This window comes from Shewanella inventionis, assembly GCF_019931735.1.
Classification (GTDB): domain Bacteria; phylum Pseudomonadota; class Gammaproteobacteria; order Enterobacterales; family Shewanellaceae; genus Shewanella; species Shewanella inventionis.
In genome coordinates this window covers 1318386-1334700 of record NZ_CP082926.1, presented here as the reverse complement: position 1 = coordinate 1334700, position 16315 = coordinate 1318386, and the positions used below count along the sequence as shown (strand labels likewise).

At 42.1% G+C, this 16315-nt stretch carries 13 protein-coding genes; 6 read left to right on the top strand and 7 right to left on the bottom strand.

Annotated elements, in window-relative coordinates; genetic code table 11:
- Positions 1-94 precede the first annotated feature (94 nt).
- Entirely contained in the window at positions 95-895 is an 801-nt protein-coding gene (locus K8B83_RS06130) for a 3-hydroxybutyrate dehydrogenase (RefSeq protein WP_188737801.1), read from the top strand.
- A gap of 109 nt (positions 896-1004) precedes the next feature.
- On the opposite strand, the gene K8B83_RS06125 is transcribed toward K8B83_RS06130, so the two are convergent.
- Positions 1005-1943: an alpha/beta hydrolase gene (locus tag K8B83_RS06125; RefSeq protein WP_188737802.1), complete on the bottom strand. Its 939-nt coding sequence runs from the start codon at positions 1941-1943 to the stop codon at positions 1005-1007.
- 2 nt (positions 1944-1945) lie between these two features.
- Positions 1946-3115 (bottom strand): MFS transporter, encoded by a 1170-nt coding sequence (locus K8B83_RS06120; RefSeq protein WP_188737881.1) that lies wholly within the window; start codon positions 3113-3115, stop codon positions 1946-1948.
- 167 nt (positions 3116-3282) lie between these two features.
- Here K8B83_RS06120 and K8B83_RS06115 point away from each other — a divergent pair, with 167 nt between their 5' ends.
- Entirely contained in the window at positions 3283-6756 is a 3474-nt protein-coding gene (locus K8B83_RS06115; protein ID WP_188737805.1) for a hybrid sensor histidine kinase/response regulator, read from the top strand.
- A 105-nt stretch (positions 6757-6861) separates the two neighbouring features.
- On the opposite strand, the gene K8B83_RS06110 is transcribed toward K8B83_RS06115, so the two are convergent.
- The 4 genes from K8B83_RS06110 to mdh all read right to left on the bottom strand — a co-directional run bounded on the left by K8B83_RS06110 (position 6862) and on the right by mdh (position 12373).
- Entirely contained in the window at positions 6862-7533 is a 672-nt protein-coding gene (locus K8B83_RS06110; protein WP_188737807.1) for a response regulator transcription factor, read from the bottom strand.
- Positions 7534-7682: 149 nt separating this feature from the next.
- Positions 7683-9962: a TonB-dependent receptor gene (locus K8B83_RS06105; protein WP_188737809.1), complete on the bottom strand. Its 2280-nt coding sequence runs from the start codon at positions 9960-9962 to the stop codon at positions 7683-7685.
- 229 nt (positions 9963-10191) lie between these two features.
- Positions 10192-11154 carry an extracellular catalytic domain type 1 short-chain-length polyhydroxyalkanoate depolymerase gene (locus K8B83_RS06100; RefSeq protein WP_188737811.1) on the bottom strand — a complete coding sequence of 321 codons (963 nt, stop codon included), beginning with the start codon at positions 11152-11154 and terminating at the stop codon, positions 10192-10194.
- A gap of 283 nt (positions 11155-11437) precedes the next feature.
- The gene (gene mdh, locus K8B83_RS06095) at positions 11438-12373 is read right to left on the bottom strand and encodes a malate dehydrogenase (RefSeq protein WP_188737813.1); all 936 of its coding nucleotides are present in this window, start codon (positions 12371-12373) and stop codon (positions 11438-11440) included.
- Between the two features lie 485 nt (positions 12374-12858).
- Between mdh and K8B83_RS06090 the strand changes: the two genes are divergently transcribed.
- Entirely contained in the window at positions 12859-13308 is a 450-nt protein-coding gene (locus tag K8B83_RS06090; protein WP_188737815.1) for a GNAT family N-acetyltransferase, read from the top strand.
- Between the two features lie 36 nt (positions 13309-13344).
- Here the strand turns inward: K8B83_RS06090 and K8B83_RS06085 are convergent, their stop codons facing one another.
- The gene (locus tag K8B83_RS06085; RefSeq protein WP_188737817.1) at positions 13345-14481 is read right to left on the bottom strand and encodes an endonuclease/exonuclease/phosphatase family protein; all 1137 of its coding nucleotides are present in this window, start codon (positions 14479-14481) and stop codon (positions 13345-13347) included.
- A 350-nt stretch (positions 14482-14831) separates the two neighbouring features.
- On the opposite strand from K8B83_RS06085, the gene K8B83_RS06080 reads away from it, so the two are divergent.
- Genes K8B83_RS06080 through K8B83_RS06070 form a run of 3 tightly spaced genes read left to right on the top strand, consistent with a single transcriptional unit; the run spans position 14832 to position 16305 of the window.
- Positions 14832-15434: a CIA30 family protein gene (locus K8B83_RS06080; RefSeq protein WP_188737820.1), complete on the top strand. Its 603-nt coding sequence runs from the start codon at positions 14832-14834 to the stop codon at positions 15432-15434.
- Positions 15435-15466: 32 nt separating this feature from the next.
- Positions 15467-16054: an HAD family hydrolase gene (locus tag K8B83_RS06075; protein WP_188737822.1), complete on the top strand. Its 588-nt coding sequence runs from the start codon at positions 15467-15469 to the stop codon at positions 16052-16054.
- Positions 16055-16089: 35 nt separating this feature from the next.
- Complete coding sequence (locus K8B83_RS06070) at positions 16090-16305, top strand: TIGR02450 family Trp-rich protein (RefSeq protein WP_188737824.1); 216 nt, start codon at positions 16090-16092, stop codon at positions 16303-16305.
- Positions 16306-16315: the final 10 nt, after the last annotated feature.

The following is a 16315-nucleotide window of genomic DNA, read 5'->3' as shown; positions in this document are numbered from 1 at the left end:
ATTGACAAATGTTATATGGTACTAAGGTGCCAATTAAATTGTGCCTAAATTACTTTACCCTGAAAGTACTAAATTGGATTGAGGAACCGATACTATGTCGACGTTACACACGGGACTAAAAGGGAAAGTAGCACTGATCACCGGCTCAACAAGCGGTATAGGCTTAGCCACTGCACATGTACTGGCTGAACAAGGTTGCCATATCGTATTACATGGTTTGATGACCCAAGCTGAAGGCACGGCATTAGCCGCTGAATTTGCGACTAAATACCAAATAAATACCTGTTTTAGCAATACCGATTTAAGAGACCCTGCCTGTATACATGAGTTTATGGACGCGGCCGTGGGCCAATTAGGCGCTATTGATATTTTAGTCAATAACGCAGGCATTCAACACACTCAAAATGTGGCCAACTTTCCGATTGAAAAGTGGAACGACATCATCGCAATTAACTTATCTTCTGCCTTTCATACCATCCAAAAAGTTGTTCCAGCAATGAGTAATAAACAATGGGGGCGAATTATTAATATTGCCTCGGTACATGGCTTAGTGGGTTCAGCAAATAAAGTGGCATATTGCGCAGCAAAACATGGCATTGTGGGCTTAACCAAAGTGGTGGCAATTGAGTGTGCAGAGCAAGGTATTACGGTTAATGCTATATGCCCAGGTTGGGTTGATACACCGCTTATAGGCAAACAAATTGACAGTATTTCAAGCGGCAAAAACCTCAGTTTTGACGAGGCTAAATATCAATTGGTTACCGCAAAACAACCCTTACCAGAAATGCTAGCACCAAGACAAATAGGTGAGTTTGTATTGTTTCTTTGTAGCGGCGCTGCAAAAGGCATTACCGGCGCAGCATTACCCATGGATGGTGCCTGGACAGCACAATAAGCTTGGGGTTATTGATTTTATAGCAGGCAATCTCATATTAAGTGTTAGCCCTTATTCATATCGATAAGGGCTTTTTATTGTCAAAAACAACTGGCTGTGGGTACTGCAGTTAAACCTTGGCCATAAACTTAGCGATGTAAAGGTAGGTTTTCATGCATTCATCTTTAACGAGATCGTGCAGTAACATGTAGGCGTGGATCATGTCGTCAAGCGAATGATGCTCAACATCAACACCAACTGCAGTTAACGCCTTAGCATAAGCTATGCCCTCATCACGAAGTGGGTCACAGCCGGCTGTAAAAATAAGCGTTTTAGGTAACTGCGCTGACATCGGCCCTAATAAAGGTGAAGCCTGTTTGATGATATTGGCATCAGTAGATTGAAAATACTGTTCGAAATACCATTTAATACGCGTTGTTTCGAGTAAAAAACCAGTGCCATTACTGTCTAATGATGGGCTAGTTAATGTGTAATCGACACTTGGGTAAATGAGAATTTGTTGATCGATGTTAATCCGTTTATCAGTCAAACTTTTCATGCTTAAACTGGTGCAAATGGCGCCACCAGCACTGTCACCAATGATAGTAACCTTGGGCAAATACTTAACATCATCGAGTAAATCTGCGTAATGAATTAATGCATATTCGCAATCATCGATACCCGCTGGATAAGGATATTCTGGCGCCAAGCGATACTCAACAGAAATCACCACACACTGAGCAATACTGGCAAGGTGGCGGCAAATGGGGTCGTACAACTCTACGCTGCCACACATATGCCCACCACCATGAAAATGCACTAGCACAGGCAAAGCCGTGTTTGGGGCTGGGCTGTATACTCTTACGTTAATACTGCGGTCTGTTAAGGTAAGCGTTTTATCTGCAATGTAAGTCACCGCTGGAGAGTCACTCATTAACCCGCTTAGTTTGTTTAAGTTTTCCCGCAGTATACTTGGGGTAAATTGGATATTATTTTGCTTAGCCAAGGCGATATTACTATTTGCCTGGGCCAGAAAATCAGTCAACTTAGCAGACACAGTGCCTCTCATTATTATGACTCCTTAGGTTTACCCGTTTCAGGTAGAAAATAACTGCCTACAAATACCGTGCCGGTAAGCAAAGTAATCATCAAAAATGAACTGGTGTAACTGCCGTCATTCATATCCACTAACTTGCCAAATATCCACAAAACAATAGTCGACACGAGATAACTCATCGACCAGAACAAACTAAACACCACAGTAATTTTTTGCCCTGTCATCTGCGGTAATTCATGAGGAATAGACACTAATGCGGTTATCGGGAAAAAGATAAAAAAGCCTAATACCATCGCACATAAAATTTGTAACCAAGGCTGGGAGCTAAATGACAAACCTAGTACTGTAATAAAAATAATCAGCCCGCTTAAACGAATAATGGGAAGGCGCATTGGATTTTTTCGGCTGTATAACATCCCCGCTATGGTGCCGACAATGCCAAAACCAATCACCCACTTACTTTGACTAATACCCGCTTGCGGATAAAAAGTGAATAGGCAGATATAAAACGACAGCAGCCCAGAATAGGTAAACGCGTAGAGCCAATTAAATTTGTCTTTTAACCCGTCCATATAGCCATATTCTGCGGGTTCTGATCCTGCTGCGTGATTAACCTCAGCCGGAGAGTCAAACTTTACTAGCAGCCACAGAATGGCAAGTACTAAACTGGCAAGCGAAAACAACACCAGGCTACTTTTCCAGCCGCCGGTAATGTCATTAATACTGGTCATGCCCCACAGTACAATCGCAGTGCCAACGTTAAAAGCCACCGCATTTAAGCCATTTATCAACGGGCGTTCGGCAGGTGCAAACCATTGCATCACAATAGGATTAAAGTAAACAATCATAAAAGCGCCACCTAAGCCCATTAAAAATCGGCTTGCCAATAGCAGCTCGTAATGGGTTGCGTAAGGGGTAACAATTCCGACCACAATTAATAATGAGGCGAATAAAAAAGCATACTTAACCCCCACTTTAACCGCTAAATAAGCGGCGCCAAACGTGCCGACAATTTTGGCTAACGTTACCGCACCACTTATAAAACTGGCAGAAGCTAGGCTATCAATATGCATTGAAGCCATTATGTTACTCATGCTGGCAGTCCCGCCAACCCATGCCATCGCAAAGAGCACATAACTGGTAAAAACCAAACCTTCAACCAAGTATCTATGGGTTATGTTCATAGGCGTAATCGGTACCTTCATGACTGTATCGTATGCTAATCATGTTATCTGATGGATATGGATAAATAAGTACTACCTTAGTTCACCGCATTGCTAAAAATCTTTATCAAACAGGGCGTCTAGTGTAGTTTCGCAAGAACACACAATAAAAAATATTGGGGAATAACTTGCAGGCTTGGTTATCTATTGATGCATGGCTGATCAGTTTGATCTCGATTGCTTACTTGGCAATGCTGTTTGTGGTTGCGCAATGGGGGCAGAATCAGGCGGTAAAAAAAGTCAGCCAAAAACCGTGGATTTATAGCTTATCGCTTGGCGTTTGCTGCACCTCTTGGGCATTTTACGGCACGGTTGGACAAGCGGCGACGACTGGTGCATGGCTGGCGCCCATTTATATCGGCTCGATTATTTGTTTGGTCTTAGCCTGGCCAATGCTCATACGTACATTGCACATCATTAAAAGCCAAAACCTCACCTCCATTGCCGACTTTATTGCGTGCCGCTTTGACCGCTCACCTAAACTGGCGGCTAGCGTCGCCATAGTGTCATTACTGGGCACGATTCCTTACATTGCCTTGCAATTACGAGCTATTAGCACCAGTTTTGATTTACTCACCGGCACTTTTCAGTCAGGCATTAGCACCGCATTTGTTGTTACCATTGTGCTGATTATTTTTAGCGTGTTATTTGGCGCGCGCCAGCTCTCTGCCAGTAAGCATAATCATGGCTTAGTATTAGCAATTGCATTTAGCTCTATTGTTAAATTATTGGCCCTGACTGCGGTTGGGATTTTTGCCACTTTTTACCTATTTGATGGTTTTGGCGACCTGCTCACTAAAAGCCAAAGCCTTGAACAAACTACTCATTCAGATTCTATTTATCTTATTGTGTCACAGGTTATTTTAGGGGCGATAACCATGTACGCCTTGCCACAAGAGTTTCACATGATGATGATTGAAAATAATCATGACAAGGAACTTAAATCGGCTCGTTGGATGGTGCCATTATACCTACTCCTCATTAATATTTTTGTTCTGCCCATCGCGCTTGCAGGGCAATTGAGTTTCCCAGGCGGCAGTGTAGGTGCTGATACTTATGTATTAACATTGCCGCTATTTTATCAGCAGGCTTGGCTGGGCATATTGGTTTATATTGGCGGGCTCGCGGCAGCCACCGCTATGGTTATCGTAGCGGCAATTGTATTAAGCACCATGATATCTACCGAAATGTTAACGCCATTACTATTACGACTATCAAAATTTAGCTCGCAACAAACGCCGCAGTTATCAGGAATTTTATTAAATTTACGCCGTGTTTCGATCGCGGTGATTTTACTGTCAGCCTTTGCATTTGAGCGATTTATTGATCAACAAAACCACCTAGCCAGCATCGGCTTACTTTCATTTGTGCTCTTATCTCAATTTGCGCCAGCTGCAATTGGTGCCTTATATTGGCGAAATGCCACCACTCAAGGGGCTTTTGTGGGCTTAATTATGGGCAGCATTGTTTGGCTGTATACCTTACTGTTGCCGGTGACATTCCCAGATGCGCATTGGGTTAAATTTGGCTTGTTTGATATTACATGGTTAACTCCAACAGCCTTATTTGGATTAACTAGTCTAGACAGTATCAGCCACGGAGTATTTTACAGTTTAGCGGCAAACATCGGCTGTTTTGTGATCATTTCATTATTAAAAGAGCAAAGTGTTGGCGAGGTATTACAAGCAGATTTATTTGTAAATAGAAAGCCTGTGCAGTCAGAAAGGCATTTGTCGATTGATGATTTAGCCAGTTTGTTAAACCGTTTTATTAATAAAGATGAAGCCGATGCATTATTAACAAAAGCAAAGCAACTTAGTGGAAAACACCAGCAGCAACAATTGGTTGACTATACTCGTTTAAAATTATCTGGCGTACTTGGTTCAGCATCAACTCGTATGGTAATGAATGCCGCATCTCGAGTGCAACACGTGCCACTTGAAGATGTAGTGAGCATTGTTGACGAAGCTAGCCAAATTTTTGAGTTTAACCGAGAGCTGCTGCAATCTGGAGTGGAGAACATTGAACAAGGCATCAGTGTTGTCGATGCCGACATGCGTTTAGTGGCCTGGAACCAGCGCTATATTGAACTGCTCGATTACCCACAAGACTTTGTTAAAGCCGGTTTGCATATCGAACAATTAATTCGCTTCAATATCGATAGAGGGATTATTGTTGGCGATGAAGCTCATCAATTGGTAGAGAAACGCTTAACGCATATGCGCGGTGGCAGCCCGCATCACTTTCAACGTACCATGCTTAATGGCAAAGTATTAGAGATCCGTGGTCAAGCTATGCCAGGTGGCGGTTTTGTGAGTACATTTGCTGATATTACCGCGCATATTGAAGCCGAAAAAGCGTTGCAATTGGCTAATGAAACACTCGAAAAGCGCGTAGAAAGTCGCACTCAAGAACTGGAAAAAGCCAAAGCCGAGGCCGAAGCCGCTAACAGTAGTAAAACCCGCTTTTTAGCCGCCGCCAGCCATGACTTAATGCAGCCTTTTAATGCCTTAACGTTATTTACCGATATGCTAAAGCAACGCGTTAAATCGACTGAATTACAAGATTTGGCTAGCAATATTGAAGAGTCATTAAACGTTGTTGAAAGCCTATTATCCGACTTAGTGGAAATATCACGGTTAGACAGTAAGTCGCTCAAAACCGAGCAAAGCCAATTTGCGATAGATGACTTACTCTCTACCTTAGTTAATGAATTTAACGCCTTATCTATTCAACAAGGTATTGATTTTAAATATCAAATGTCGTCGTGTTTTGTTCAAAGCGACCAAAGGTTGTTGAGGCGAATTATTCAGAATTTTCTATCCAATGCGTTTCATTATTCACCCTCAGGCAAAACAAAAGAGCAAGCAGACCATCAGGGTAAAACAACAGCGTTTATACCCAAGGTGCTCTTGGGCGTAAGGCGACTAAAGCAGTCAATATTAATACAAGTTTGGGATAATGGCCCGGGGATCCCGCTTGATAAACAACAAGCGATTTTTACTGAGTTTGAACGCTTAGAATTAACCCGTGAAATCCCTGGGTTAGGTCTAGGATTAGCCATTTGCGATCGTATCGCTAAATTGCTCAATGTAACAATATCGCTACATTCTGAGATTGGAAAAGGCACCTGTTTTAGTGTCGAAATACCCCGAGTATTACAACAACGAAAACCACTTAGGGCTCCTGAGATAACATCGGAAGACGAGATTAACAGCGATAGTATCAACGTTACCGTGTTGGTTATCGATAATGACGACCTGATGCTTAAAGCCATCTCATCCTTGCTCAGTGGTTGGGGATGCCAAGTGATTACGGCTAAAGATCAATCCAGCGCGATACAACAATTAATAGTACATCCACAACCCAAACTGATCATTGCTGATTATCATTTAGAGGATGATAAAAATGGTGTCGACCTAGTAGAATATATACTGGCCAATCATCTTAATGACAACAACAAACCCACCTGTATTATTTGCTCTGCCGACCCGTCGGAGTCCGTAAGGCAACACACCAGCAGTGCCCAGTTTAGTTTTGTACGTAAACCGCTTAAGGCAATCGCGTTAAAGCGGATTATTAAACAATTACCCCCTGAATAATTCATACAACCAATAGATTAATGGCCACAAAAAATGCCTCACTGAGAGGCATTTAGTTTTAGCATTGAAGCTCTTAGCCGCATTTATTACTTTTATAGATTATGCTTACGCCTCTACTTGCTGGTTTTCAGTTGAGGTAATCATTAATTGCTGAAATACCAAGCCCGCTTGCGTGCGATTATTAATTTCGAGTTTGAGCAAAATCGCTGATACATGTTTTTTTACTGTGGTTTCTTTAATGTTTAAGTCATACGCAATTTGTTTGTTTAATCGACCATTGGCAATGTTAGCCAGCACAGTGTATTGCTGCGGCGTAAGTTGAGCTAATTGCTTTGCTAATCGTTGATGCTCGGCTGCGGTGTGTTGATCGGCACTGATATTGGTGTGTTCTGGCAGCCAAACTTCTCCTTCGAGCACAGTGTCTATCGCTGCAGAGATTTGGGTTAAGTTGGCCGATTTAGGGATAAATGCACTGGCGCCGAAATTGATAGCTTTACGAATAATTTCAGGCTGATCGTCAGATGACACCATGATAACCACAATGTCTGGAAAGTGATTTTGTAATAACGTGAGGCCAGTAAAACCATCGTTTCCTGGCATGTGTAAATCAATAAAGATAAGCTCGATATCTGGGTGCTGCTCCACTAAAGCAATTAACTCTTGAAAGTTTTCCGCCTCAAGCATGTGTGCATCGTTGACACTTTTTTGCACAGCTTGAGTAAGAGCGGCACGAAATAATGGATGGTCATCTGCAATGGCAACTTTAATTTGAGACATTATGACTCCCTTACATTGCGTTGATATTATTATTGATATTGTTATGGTTCATTATAGATAAGCAATAAAAACAGAATAACCGGTTCTTATGAGACCGGCTATTCTTATCTAACCTAATGTGTTGGTTCCTCAATAAATGACCACAATGTTTAGAACGTATAGCCAACCGTTAATGAAATAGTCTCTGGATCACCATAGTAACCAACTAAGGTATTATCGCCGCCGAGTCCAGGGGTAAAGTCGCCATCGCCTGTTGGTGTAACAAAGGCGTAGTTACCCACCAAATACTCTTCATCTGTGACATTTTTCCAATGTAACCCAGCATTCCAATGACCATCATTGCTATACCAATTTAGACCAAAATTAAGCAGTCCATAACCATCTTGGCTCAGTAAGTTATCCACGACCGCTAAATCGTAATCACTGCGGTAATAGTAATTACCGTTTAGGATAAAGCTGCCAATATCTGATTCAATATTGTAGCTAAAGCCTAGGTTGGCAGTGGTATCAGGGGTATTAGTAATGGTGTAGGTATCGCTAATATCAATTTTAGTACCCTGAGCGTCGTAAGAGATGACCTCATCAAATGACGCATCAATTAAACCGATATTGGCAAACAAATCCAGTGATTCAGTAGCCGCAAATTCAACTTCAAGCTCAAGACCTGTCGCGGTTGATTTACCGATATTACCTAAACGTTGATTAAGATCAGAATTATCTTCGCCCGGTAACACTGTCACAAACTGTCTGTCTTTATGATCGAGATAAAATGCAGCGGCATTTACACGAAGATTATCGTTCCACTCACTTTTAAAACCTATCTCATATGAGTTAACCGTTTCAGGATCAACCGCAGGCTCGGCGCCCGTTGCCCTTGGGTTAAACGTGCCCGATTTAAAGCCTTGTGAGTAGCTGGTGAATACCATCAAGTCATCATTCACTTGATACTCTAGACCCACTCGAGGATTGAATTTAGACCATGTTTCTTCATCGTCGAGCACTTTAGGTATTTGCGACTCAATTAAGGTGTCATCACGCACAAAACCAGGATACCAGCCGGTTTCAGGATAAATACTATCGAATATTACACCATTGTATACCGTGGCTTCTTTAGATTCGCGGGTGTAGCGGCCGCCTAATGTCATCGACAGTTTTTCGGTAAAACTGTATGACCCTTGCACATAAGCGGCGTAGCTTTCGCTATTATTACAACCGCTAACCTCACGAGTTAACCCACCAAATGCTTTAAAAGCTTCTTCTAAAATCGCATCAAAAACGCCACAAGAGTCACCATCAAAATAGTAAATACCAGAGACTAAATTGAGATTGTCACCAACATAGTTCACTTGAAACTCTTGGCTAAATTGCTCATCTTCATAAATAGCCGGCACATCGAAAATACGTAAGCTGGTATTATCAAAATCGATGTTGGTGAGTGACTCGCCTTCACGCTTAGCGGTAACTGATTTCGCACTCCAATTCTCATTAAAATTATATTCAACCGTCGCACTCCAACCTTCAGTTTCAACCTTGTTCCATGTCGGCATACTGGTGTAAGAGTCGTATTTACTGTCTGGCACAGGGGCATCGGTTAATAAACTAGGAAGCAGTCGATAACCTCCTTTTGAATTAGAATCATCTTCGGTTTTATCGTAAGTAAATCGCATAAACAGGTCGTCTGTAGGGGTGTACTCAACACTTAACCGCCCTGCCATTACATCCTTGTTATAGTTATCGGTATCTTGGTCATCTAATGCTGAAGTCTTAAAATCTCCAAAGCCATCACGATTTAAACTTGCAAAGGCAAAACCGACGTAAAGTTTGTCATCGACAATCGGTAATTGACCCGCAATTTTGGCATCTTTTTGGCCATAACTACCCACTGTGCCTTTAAGGCTTAACTCTCCGTCACCAGACATTTTTTTGGTGACATATTTCACCGCACCGCCAATGGTATTTTTACCATACAGCGTGCCTTGAGGCCCACGTAACACTTCGATTCGCTGCACGTCGAGAATGTCTAACACCGCACCTTGCGGACGGGCAATATAAACATCATCTATATAGATACCCACACCAGGCTCATAGCCCCACAATGGGTCTTCTTGGCCAACACCGCGGATAAAGGCTGTTAGTGTAGAGTTAGTCCCTCGGCTTGATTGCAATGTGGTGTTGGGGGAAAACTGCTGAATTTCTGTCATCACGCTGATGCCATTTTCGGCTAACTCTGTGGCACTAACCGATGTCACCGCTACTGGCACATTTTGTAAACTCTCCACTGTTTTACGTGCGGTCACTTCAATGCGTTCTAGTACAGGTTGTTTATCGCTCCTGTTACTGTCATTTTCTGCGGCTATCGCATGCTGAGCGGTTAACACTGACGAAATGGCTAAAGCAATGCAGCTCATTTTAATCGTATTCTGTTTCATACAGGTCCCCGTTGTAATAGTTATTATTAATGGTTTTAATTACTGCAAATTCCGATTAACAACTCATTTTTCTTATTGGTTTATTGACTGTTATTTGTTCACACATTGACTGTATCGCATTTTCAAGTTTATTGAATCGGTACTATAGTAGTATGCGTTTTGCTCTTTTCTCGCCAAACAAATAAAATGAAAATACAATTAAAAATAAACACTTAAATATAAAAATTAATTAAATACCCCAAAATTTGATGACTTCATTAATGCTGCTGATCGGTGCTTTAAGTAAAAAATCACTTTGTTCACCGCCATGTTTTATGTCTGGATTAACGGCAATGCCGTGACCAAAACTGTTGATCGTAACGAGTTCGATAACAGTATTATTTTGATTATCTTTCCAACGTGAGACGCTGTAGCCAGATCCATTGGTGACTGTCGGCTTAGCATTAGATTGAGTTAGCACTTGCCATTGAGAGGCCAGCATTTTCGCATTGTTTGCACTGACGACATTGTCACTGTCCCCCGTCCAAATACTGAGTGAAGGCCAGCGTGTTTGTTTAGGATGTATTGCTTTAGCAAATTGGGCTAATTCTTCAACTGACTGCGCAGGCCCTTGTTTCATACAAGAGATGGCTTTAATCAAATTGTCGGCGCAGGGATAGGGTAAGCCAGCGATGACCGCACCGCTTTGAAATAGATTGGGGTAATTGACGATTGCAGCGCTCGCCATAGCACCACCCGCTGATAACCCGATAACATAAACATGTTTTGCGCCTAGTTTTTCTTGAGTGGCCAGTATCATGTTTTTTATCGATAACATTTCACCACTGTCTATTTGTGTATCTTGACTTGCAAACCAATTAAAACAAGCCTTTACGTTATTGTCATAGCTTTGTTGTGGCACTAAAACCGCAAACTTATTCGCTATCGCTAATGACGTTAATCCGCTTTTGTTCGCTAGCTCAACACCATCTTGAATACAACCATGCAGTAACACCACTAAAGAGAAATCTCCTGTTGGAGAAGTATTTGAGGTATCAGTCGCGGGAAGATAAAAGCCTGTCAGCTCACCGGGATTATCACCAAAATCAGTGAGTGGGGTGTAATGCGTGTCGGTTGCTTGAGCCGACTGAATCGAAAAAATCCAACCCAGTAAAAGCAGCGGTAGCGTTAAGCTATTTTTTTTATTGCTCATTTCAGCGATTTCCAAATTTAACATATTAGTAACTTGCAGAATTTTGCGTAAAACAGCAATGGCACTTTAGATCCACATAAAAAATAATGTCGGTATGTCAATAAGGTAAGGTATTAATCTAAGACTTTGGCGCTTTGTAGGATTGTGGTTGTAGACAATGTGAAAAATGAAATGGAAGTAAATCGAGAGGCTAACTATTCTGTGTTAGGTTTTAGGTATTAGGTGTTTTGAATAACAAAAACGCGAAGCCAAGGCTTCGCGTTTTTTTGCATAGCTTTGTTAATTACTTAACAAATTCAACGCCTAATTTAATGTCACCTTTAAGGGTGTCTAGCATTGCATCACGAGCGTTAGCTTCAAATACGCTGATTTCACCGTAAGGTAATACTTTTTCTACGCCGTTTTTGCCAAGTAATACTGGCTGTGCGAAGAATTCAGCGTGCTCACTGCCGCCGTCAACATAGGCGCATTCAACAATGTTGGCTTCGCCTTGTAGACCACGTACCAATGATAAACCAAAGCGACATGCTGCTTGGCCCATTGATAATGTTGCGCTGCCGCCACCGGCTTTAGCTTCAACAACTTCAGTACCCGCGTTTTGAATGCGAGTGGTCATTGCTGCAACTTCTTCATCAGTGAAAGTCACACCTTCAACTTGAGAAAGTAGTGGCAGAATCGTCACACCGCTGTGGCCGCCGATAACGTTCACTTTAACGTCAGCAACGTTTAAGCCTTTAAGCTCAGCGATAAAAGTTTCGCTGCGGATAACGTCAAGAGTAGTAATACCGAATAAACGGTTTTTGTCGTAAACACCGGCATTCTTTAACACTTCAGCAGCAATGGCTACAGTGGTGTTAACTGGGTTTGTAATAATACCCACTAATGCTTTAGGGCAAGTAACTGCCACTTTTTCCATTAGGTTACGTACGATGCCAGCGTTGATGTTGAATAGATCTGAACGATCCATACCAGGCTTACGCGCTACACCAGCAGACATTAATACTACGTCAGCATCAACTAATGCAGCCGTTGGGTCTTCACCAGCAAAACCTTTTACTTCTACGTCTGTTGGGATGTGACTTAAGTCAACCGCAACACCCGGAGTAACAGGAGCGATGTCATATAGAGACAACTTTGAGCCCGCAGGCAGTTGAGTTTTTAACAGTAAAGCTAGAGCCTGGCCGATACCACCAGCAGCACCTAATACAGCAACTTTCATAATTATCTCCATCAATTTATGCAGTTTGTGACATTGATCTAAATTGTCGTGGCGTCACATTACTGCATAGTCACAATAATTTCAATTATACGTTAGTGGACAAGAGTAAATAAGTGAGCACTAATAAGGTTTACGCTAAGGCCTGAGCATGAATAATACTCAAGGTTATCCTCAAGGCAGAGTGAAATCCCTTATCAACATGACCTCTTTTTATTCGCTACAACCAGTCAGTTTTTGTGTATAAATATGCACCAGCTGTTCGATTTAGCCTTTAAACAAAGGCACAATAAGCCATTGTTGCCCGTGCAGTGTTTACTTACTCAAGCCATCAACCCCATTAACACTGATTTTATCCCATGAGTTTGCTCATACGCTCTTACGAAACGGTGTGATATTGGCGTACACTAAAGCTGCCACGAACGAATATATAAAAATTCATTAACGATCGCGGCATTCCTCAATGTCCAATTATTTGCGAGAATTTCATGATAATAAGAGCTGGCCAACACGCCGATTTACACGCCCTAGTTAATTTTAATCAAGCCATGGCAATGGAAACCGAAAACTTAACCCTAGATAAAGACACACTGACCAAAGGAGTCGAGGGGCTATTAACGCACCCTGAACGCGGGGTTTATTTAGTGGCTGAAATTGACGGCGAAATTGCAGGCTCATTGATGGTCACTTACGAGTGGAGCGACTGGCGCGCCAGTAATTATTACTGGATCCAAAGTGTGTATGTACGCCCGCAAAACCGTCGCCAGGGCATTTATGGCAAACTCTACCAAGCAGTGAAAGACTTTGCCGCAGCCAATGGTGGCACCGCAAGCTTTAGATTATATGTTGAGCATGATAATAAAATTGCTCAAAAAACCTATGAGTCTCTTGGCATGCAGCAAAGCCATTATGTGATGTTTGAAGAAAATACCAAGTAAAGTGTTGCCCCTAACTAACCAAACTCTTTGTCAGTCTTAGGTTCTGACGCTAAAGCGCATCATCACGGGCGCGTGATCAGTACTGTCACTGTCGCGTTCATAATCGGGTCGAACAAGGTGCCTGTCGAAGGTTTGATAATCAATAACATGCGCCAAATTTTGCTGTTGAGTGGGGTTAAACTCACTCGACACTAAAATATAATCAAGTACAGATCCTGTGTTGCCGTAATAATGAGTGGGTTGTCTTGCAAGGTGTGGTTCATCATCTATGATCGATGCCGATTCAAACTCATCTTGTGCCAATGTTGCGTTACATTTGGTTGCGGCTATAAACAATTCATAACTGTCGTACAAACTGCTTTGATGCAACTCTGACATTAACGCGGTCTCGCTAAGTTTAGCTAATTTCGGGTCTTCAATATCACTGCGAAACACCCGCAGCTGATTATTAAAGGCCGCTAATAACTCACTGCCCAGCGTGTCATTAAAGTCACCCATTAACATAAACGGATGCTGAGTTTGCTGACGACGCATTAACATTTGGTGGCACAACAATGCTGACTCACTGCCTCGTTGTAAACTCGACGCCCACCGCCCCAGCACCTGGCGTGCTACAAAGTCTGGTGCGCCGCTAAGGCCGCTCTCGCTAATGTCGTCGCGGCTTACGCCACTGCGCTTTGACTTAAGATGGATAACATAATAATCACAAGGGCCAAATACGGGTAATTCAATCGTAGCCCTCAATGGATGTCGACTAAATGCAAAAGTATCAGCTAGGCCTAATTGAGCGACCCATTGCGGATCTGGGCTAACATTCACAGCATCAACAATCGGGTATTTAGAAGCAATCGCCACCACTGGGCTGCGGTAAACATAGTCGCTAATCACTTCTGGCTCATCTAAGGCCACAAAATAGTCATACCCTAATGATTGGGTCAGTTTAGCTAAGGCATCTGGGCTAAACACCTCTTGAAAACCGATAATGTCTGGTTGACTTTGTTCAATAAAATCACTCAACCAGGCACACTTTTTTTGCCATTGCTTGTCGCTGTAAATGTTTTCAAAGTCATAAAACGCATAAGGCGGTTCAATAAAGTTAAATAAGTTAATGCTCACCACATTAAAGCTAAGCTCTTGGGCTGCAGGTGATGATCCATCGTTTACGTTTAACATATGTTAATCCTAATAAAACCTCATACTAGGATACTGATTTGTGTGATAGAACGCCATGAATAACAAGACTCAGTTTTAGCTCATTAAGCGCTTATATTGGTCTGTTGAGCAAATCAAAAATAAATTGAACCGAATCCCAAAAACTCACGTAAAAATAATCAGTGAATGAATAAAGGTCCATGATTAACCTTCAATACATTCGTTGTCAGTAATTTAGACCCGATTTAACCCTATGCATGAAAGTGTAACCAACCTCCGTAAGACCCTTTGGCTTATCCCTCACCCTGATAAGCCATTTTTTTACGGCGAAATTCACCGAACCCAAACGAAACAATACTGCAGAGGGATCAATGATGTTAGCCTTTAACACTGATAAACTGTGTAAACACACCTTGACCAATAGCGCTATTGTCGCGGTAATCTTGATGAATTCGGCTAATGCGACGAGTGAGGACACTATGTTATTTCATTTTGCAGACAAGAATCACTTTGAACATTGGCAGATCAATAATGACACTGTGATGGGCGGTGTATCACAAAGCCAAATCAAACAGAATCAACAGCAAGAACTGTTGTTTACCGGTAATGTGTCGTTAGACAATAACGGTGGATTCGCATCGACAGAGTTTCGGTTTAAGCATCAAATATCTGCTGCATCAGCACTCACTATTGCAGTTAAAGGTGACGGTAAGGTTTATCAACTGCGTTTAAAAACACCTAAGCTGTCTTATGGTGAAGCCTACGTTGCCAACTTTACTACCCAAGCGGGTATGCTTACCAAGCATACTTTTACAGTAGAGGATTTTACGGTTAGCTTTAGAGGACGAACGGTAAGCAATCCACCAGCATTAAGCTTGATGGATGTTGATCGTGTTGGTTTTCTTGTAGCACAAAAGCAGCAAGGCCCTTTTGCAATTGAGTTACACTCTATTGCATTCGATGCTCAACGCTAATCTTTTAATATGTAAGATAAAAAGGCCAAAAATTGCAATCACCTTATAAAATTAAAGGCATTATTTTCGACTTAGACGGCACGCTAGTTGAGTCGAGTTTAGACTTTAATTTAATACGCCAACAAATCGGCTGCCCAGAAGGTATAGACCTACTTAAATACGTTGATGAATTGAGCTGTCAAACCAGTCAGGCTCGTGCCAACGACATTATTATTGAACATGAATACCAAGACGCGATAACAGCCAAACCGATTAAAGGCATGGCCGAGTTAATTTGCGCGATTGAAGCTGCAAAACTGCCCACAGCCATTGTCACCCGCAACAGTCTTGTGGCCAGCACAATGAAAGTAAAACAAAATGCTATCGCCATTGACCACGTATTAACCAGAGAAGACTACCCGGCAAAACCTGCACCAGATGCACTATTAGCAATTGCAAACCAATGGCAAATTGCCCCTGAGCACATTATGTATGTCGGTGATTATTTATATGACATTCAAGCCGCCAATAATGCCGGCATGATTGCCTGTTTAATTACACACGGTGTTGAAAGCCGCTATCAAGACCTTGCCGACATTGTGATTGATGAGCTCAACCAATTACTGCCATTTATCCAGTAATCTGGTGCTAACGTCGTAGCCAAATAGAGAACCGCATGAATCGAATTCACCCTAAGAAATTACTTCACAGCAAATGGACTAAAGTTGAGGTGGTTAATAAGCTTAAGCACTTTAGCGTTACCAAAGTGGAATATGATGAGCAACAAAATGTGATTGAATGCATTATTCGCGCAGAAATGAATAACGCTGAATTTGCTATCGAATGGCGCGATTTAAAAGATCCACAGCAATGGAAAATAGGCTGGCAATAAAAAGTGACTC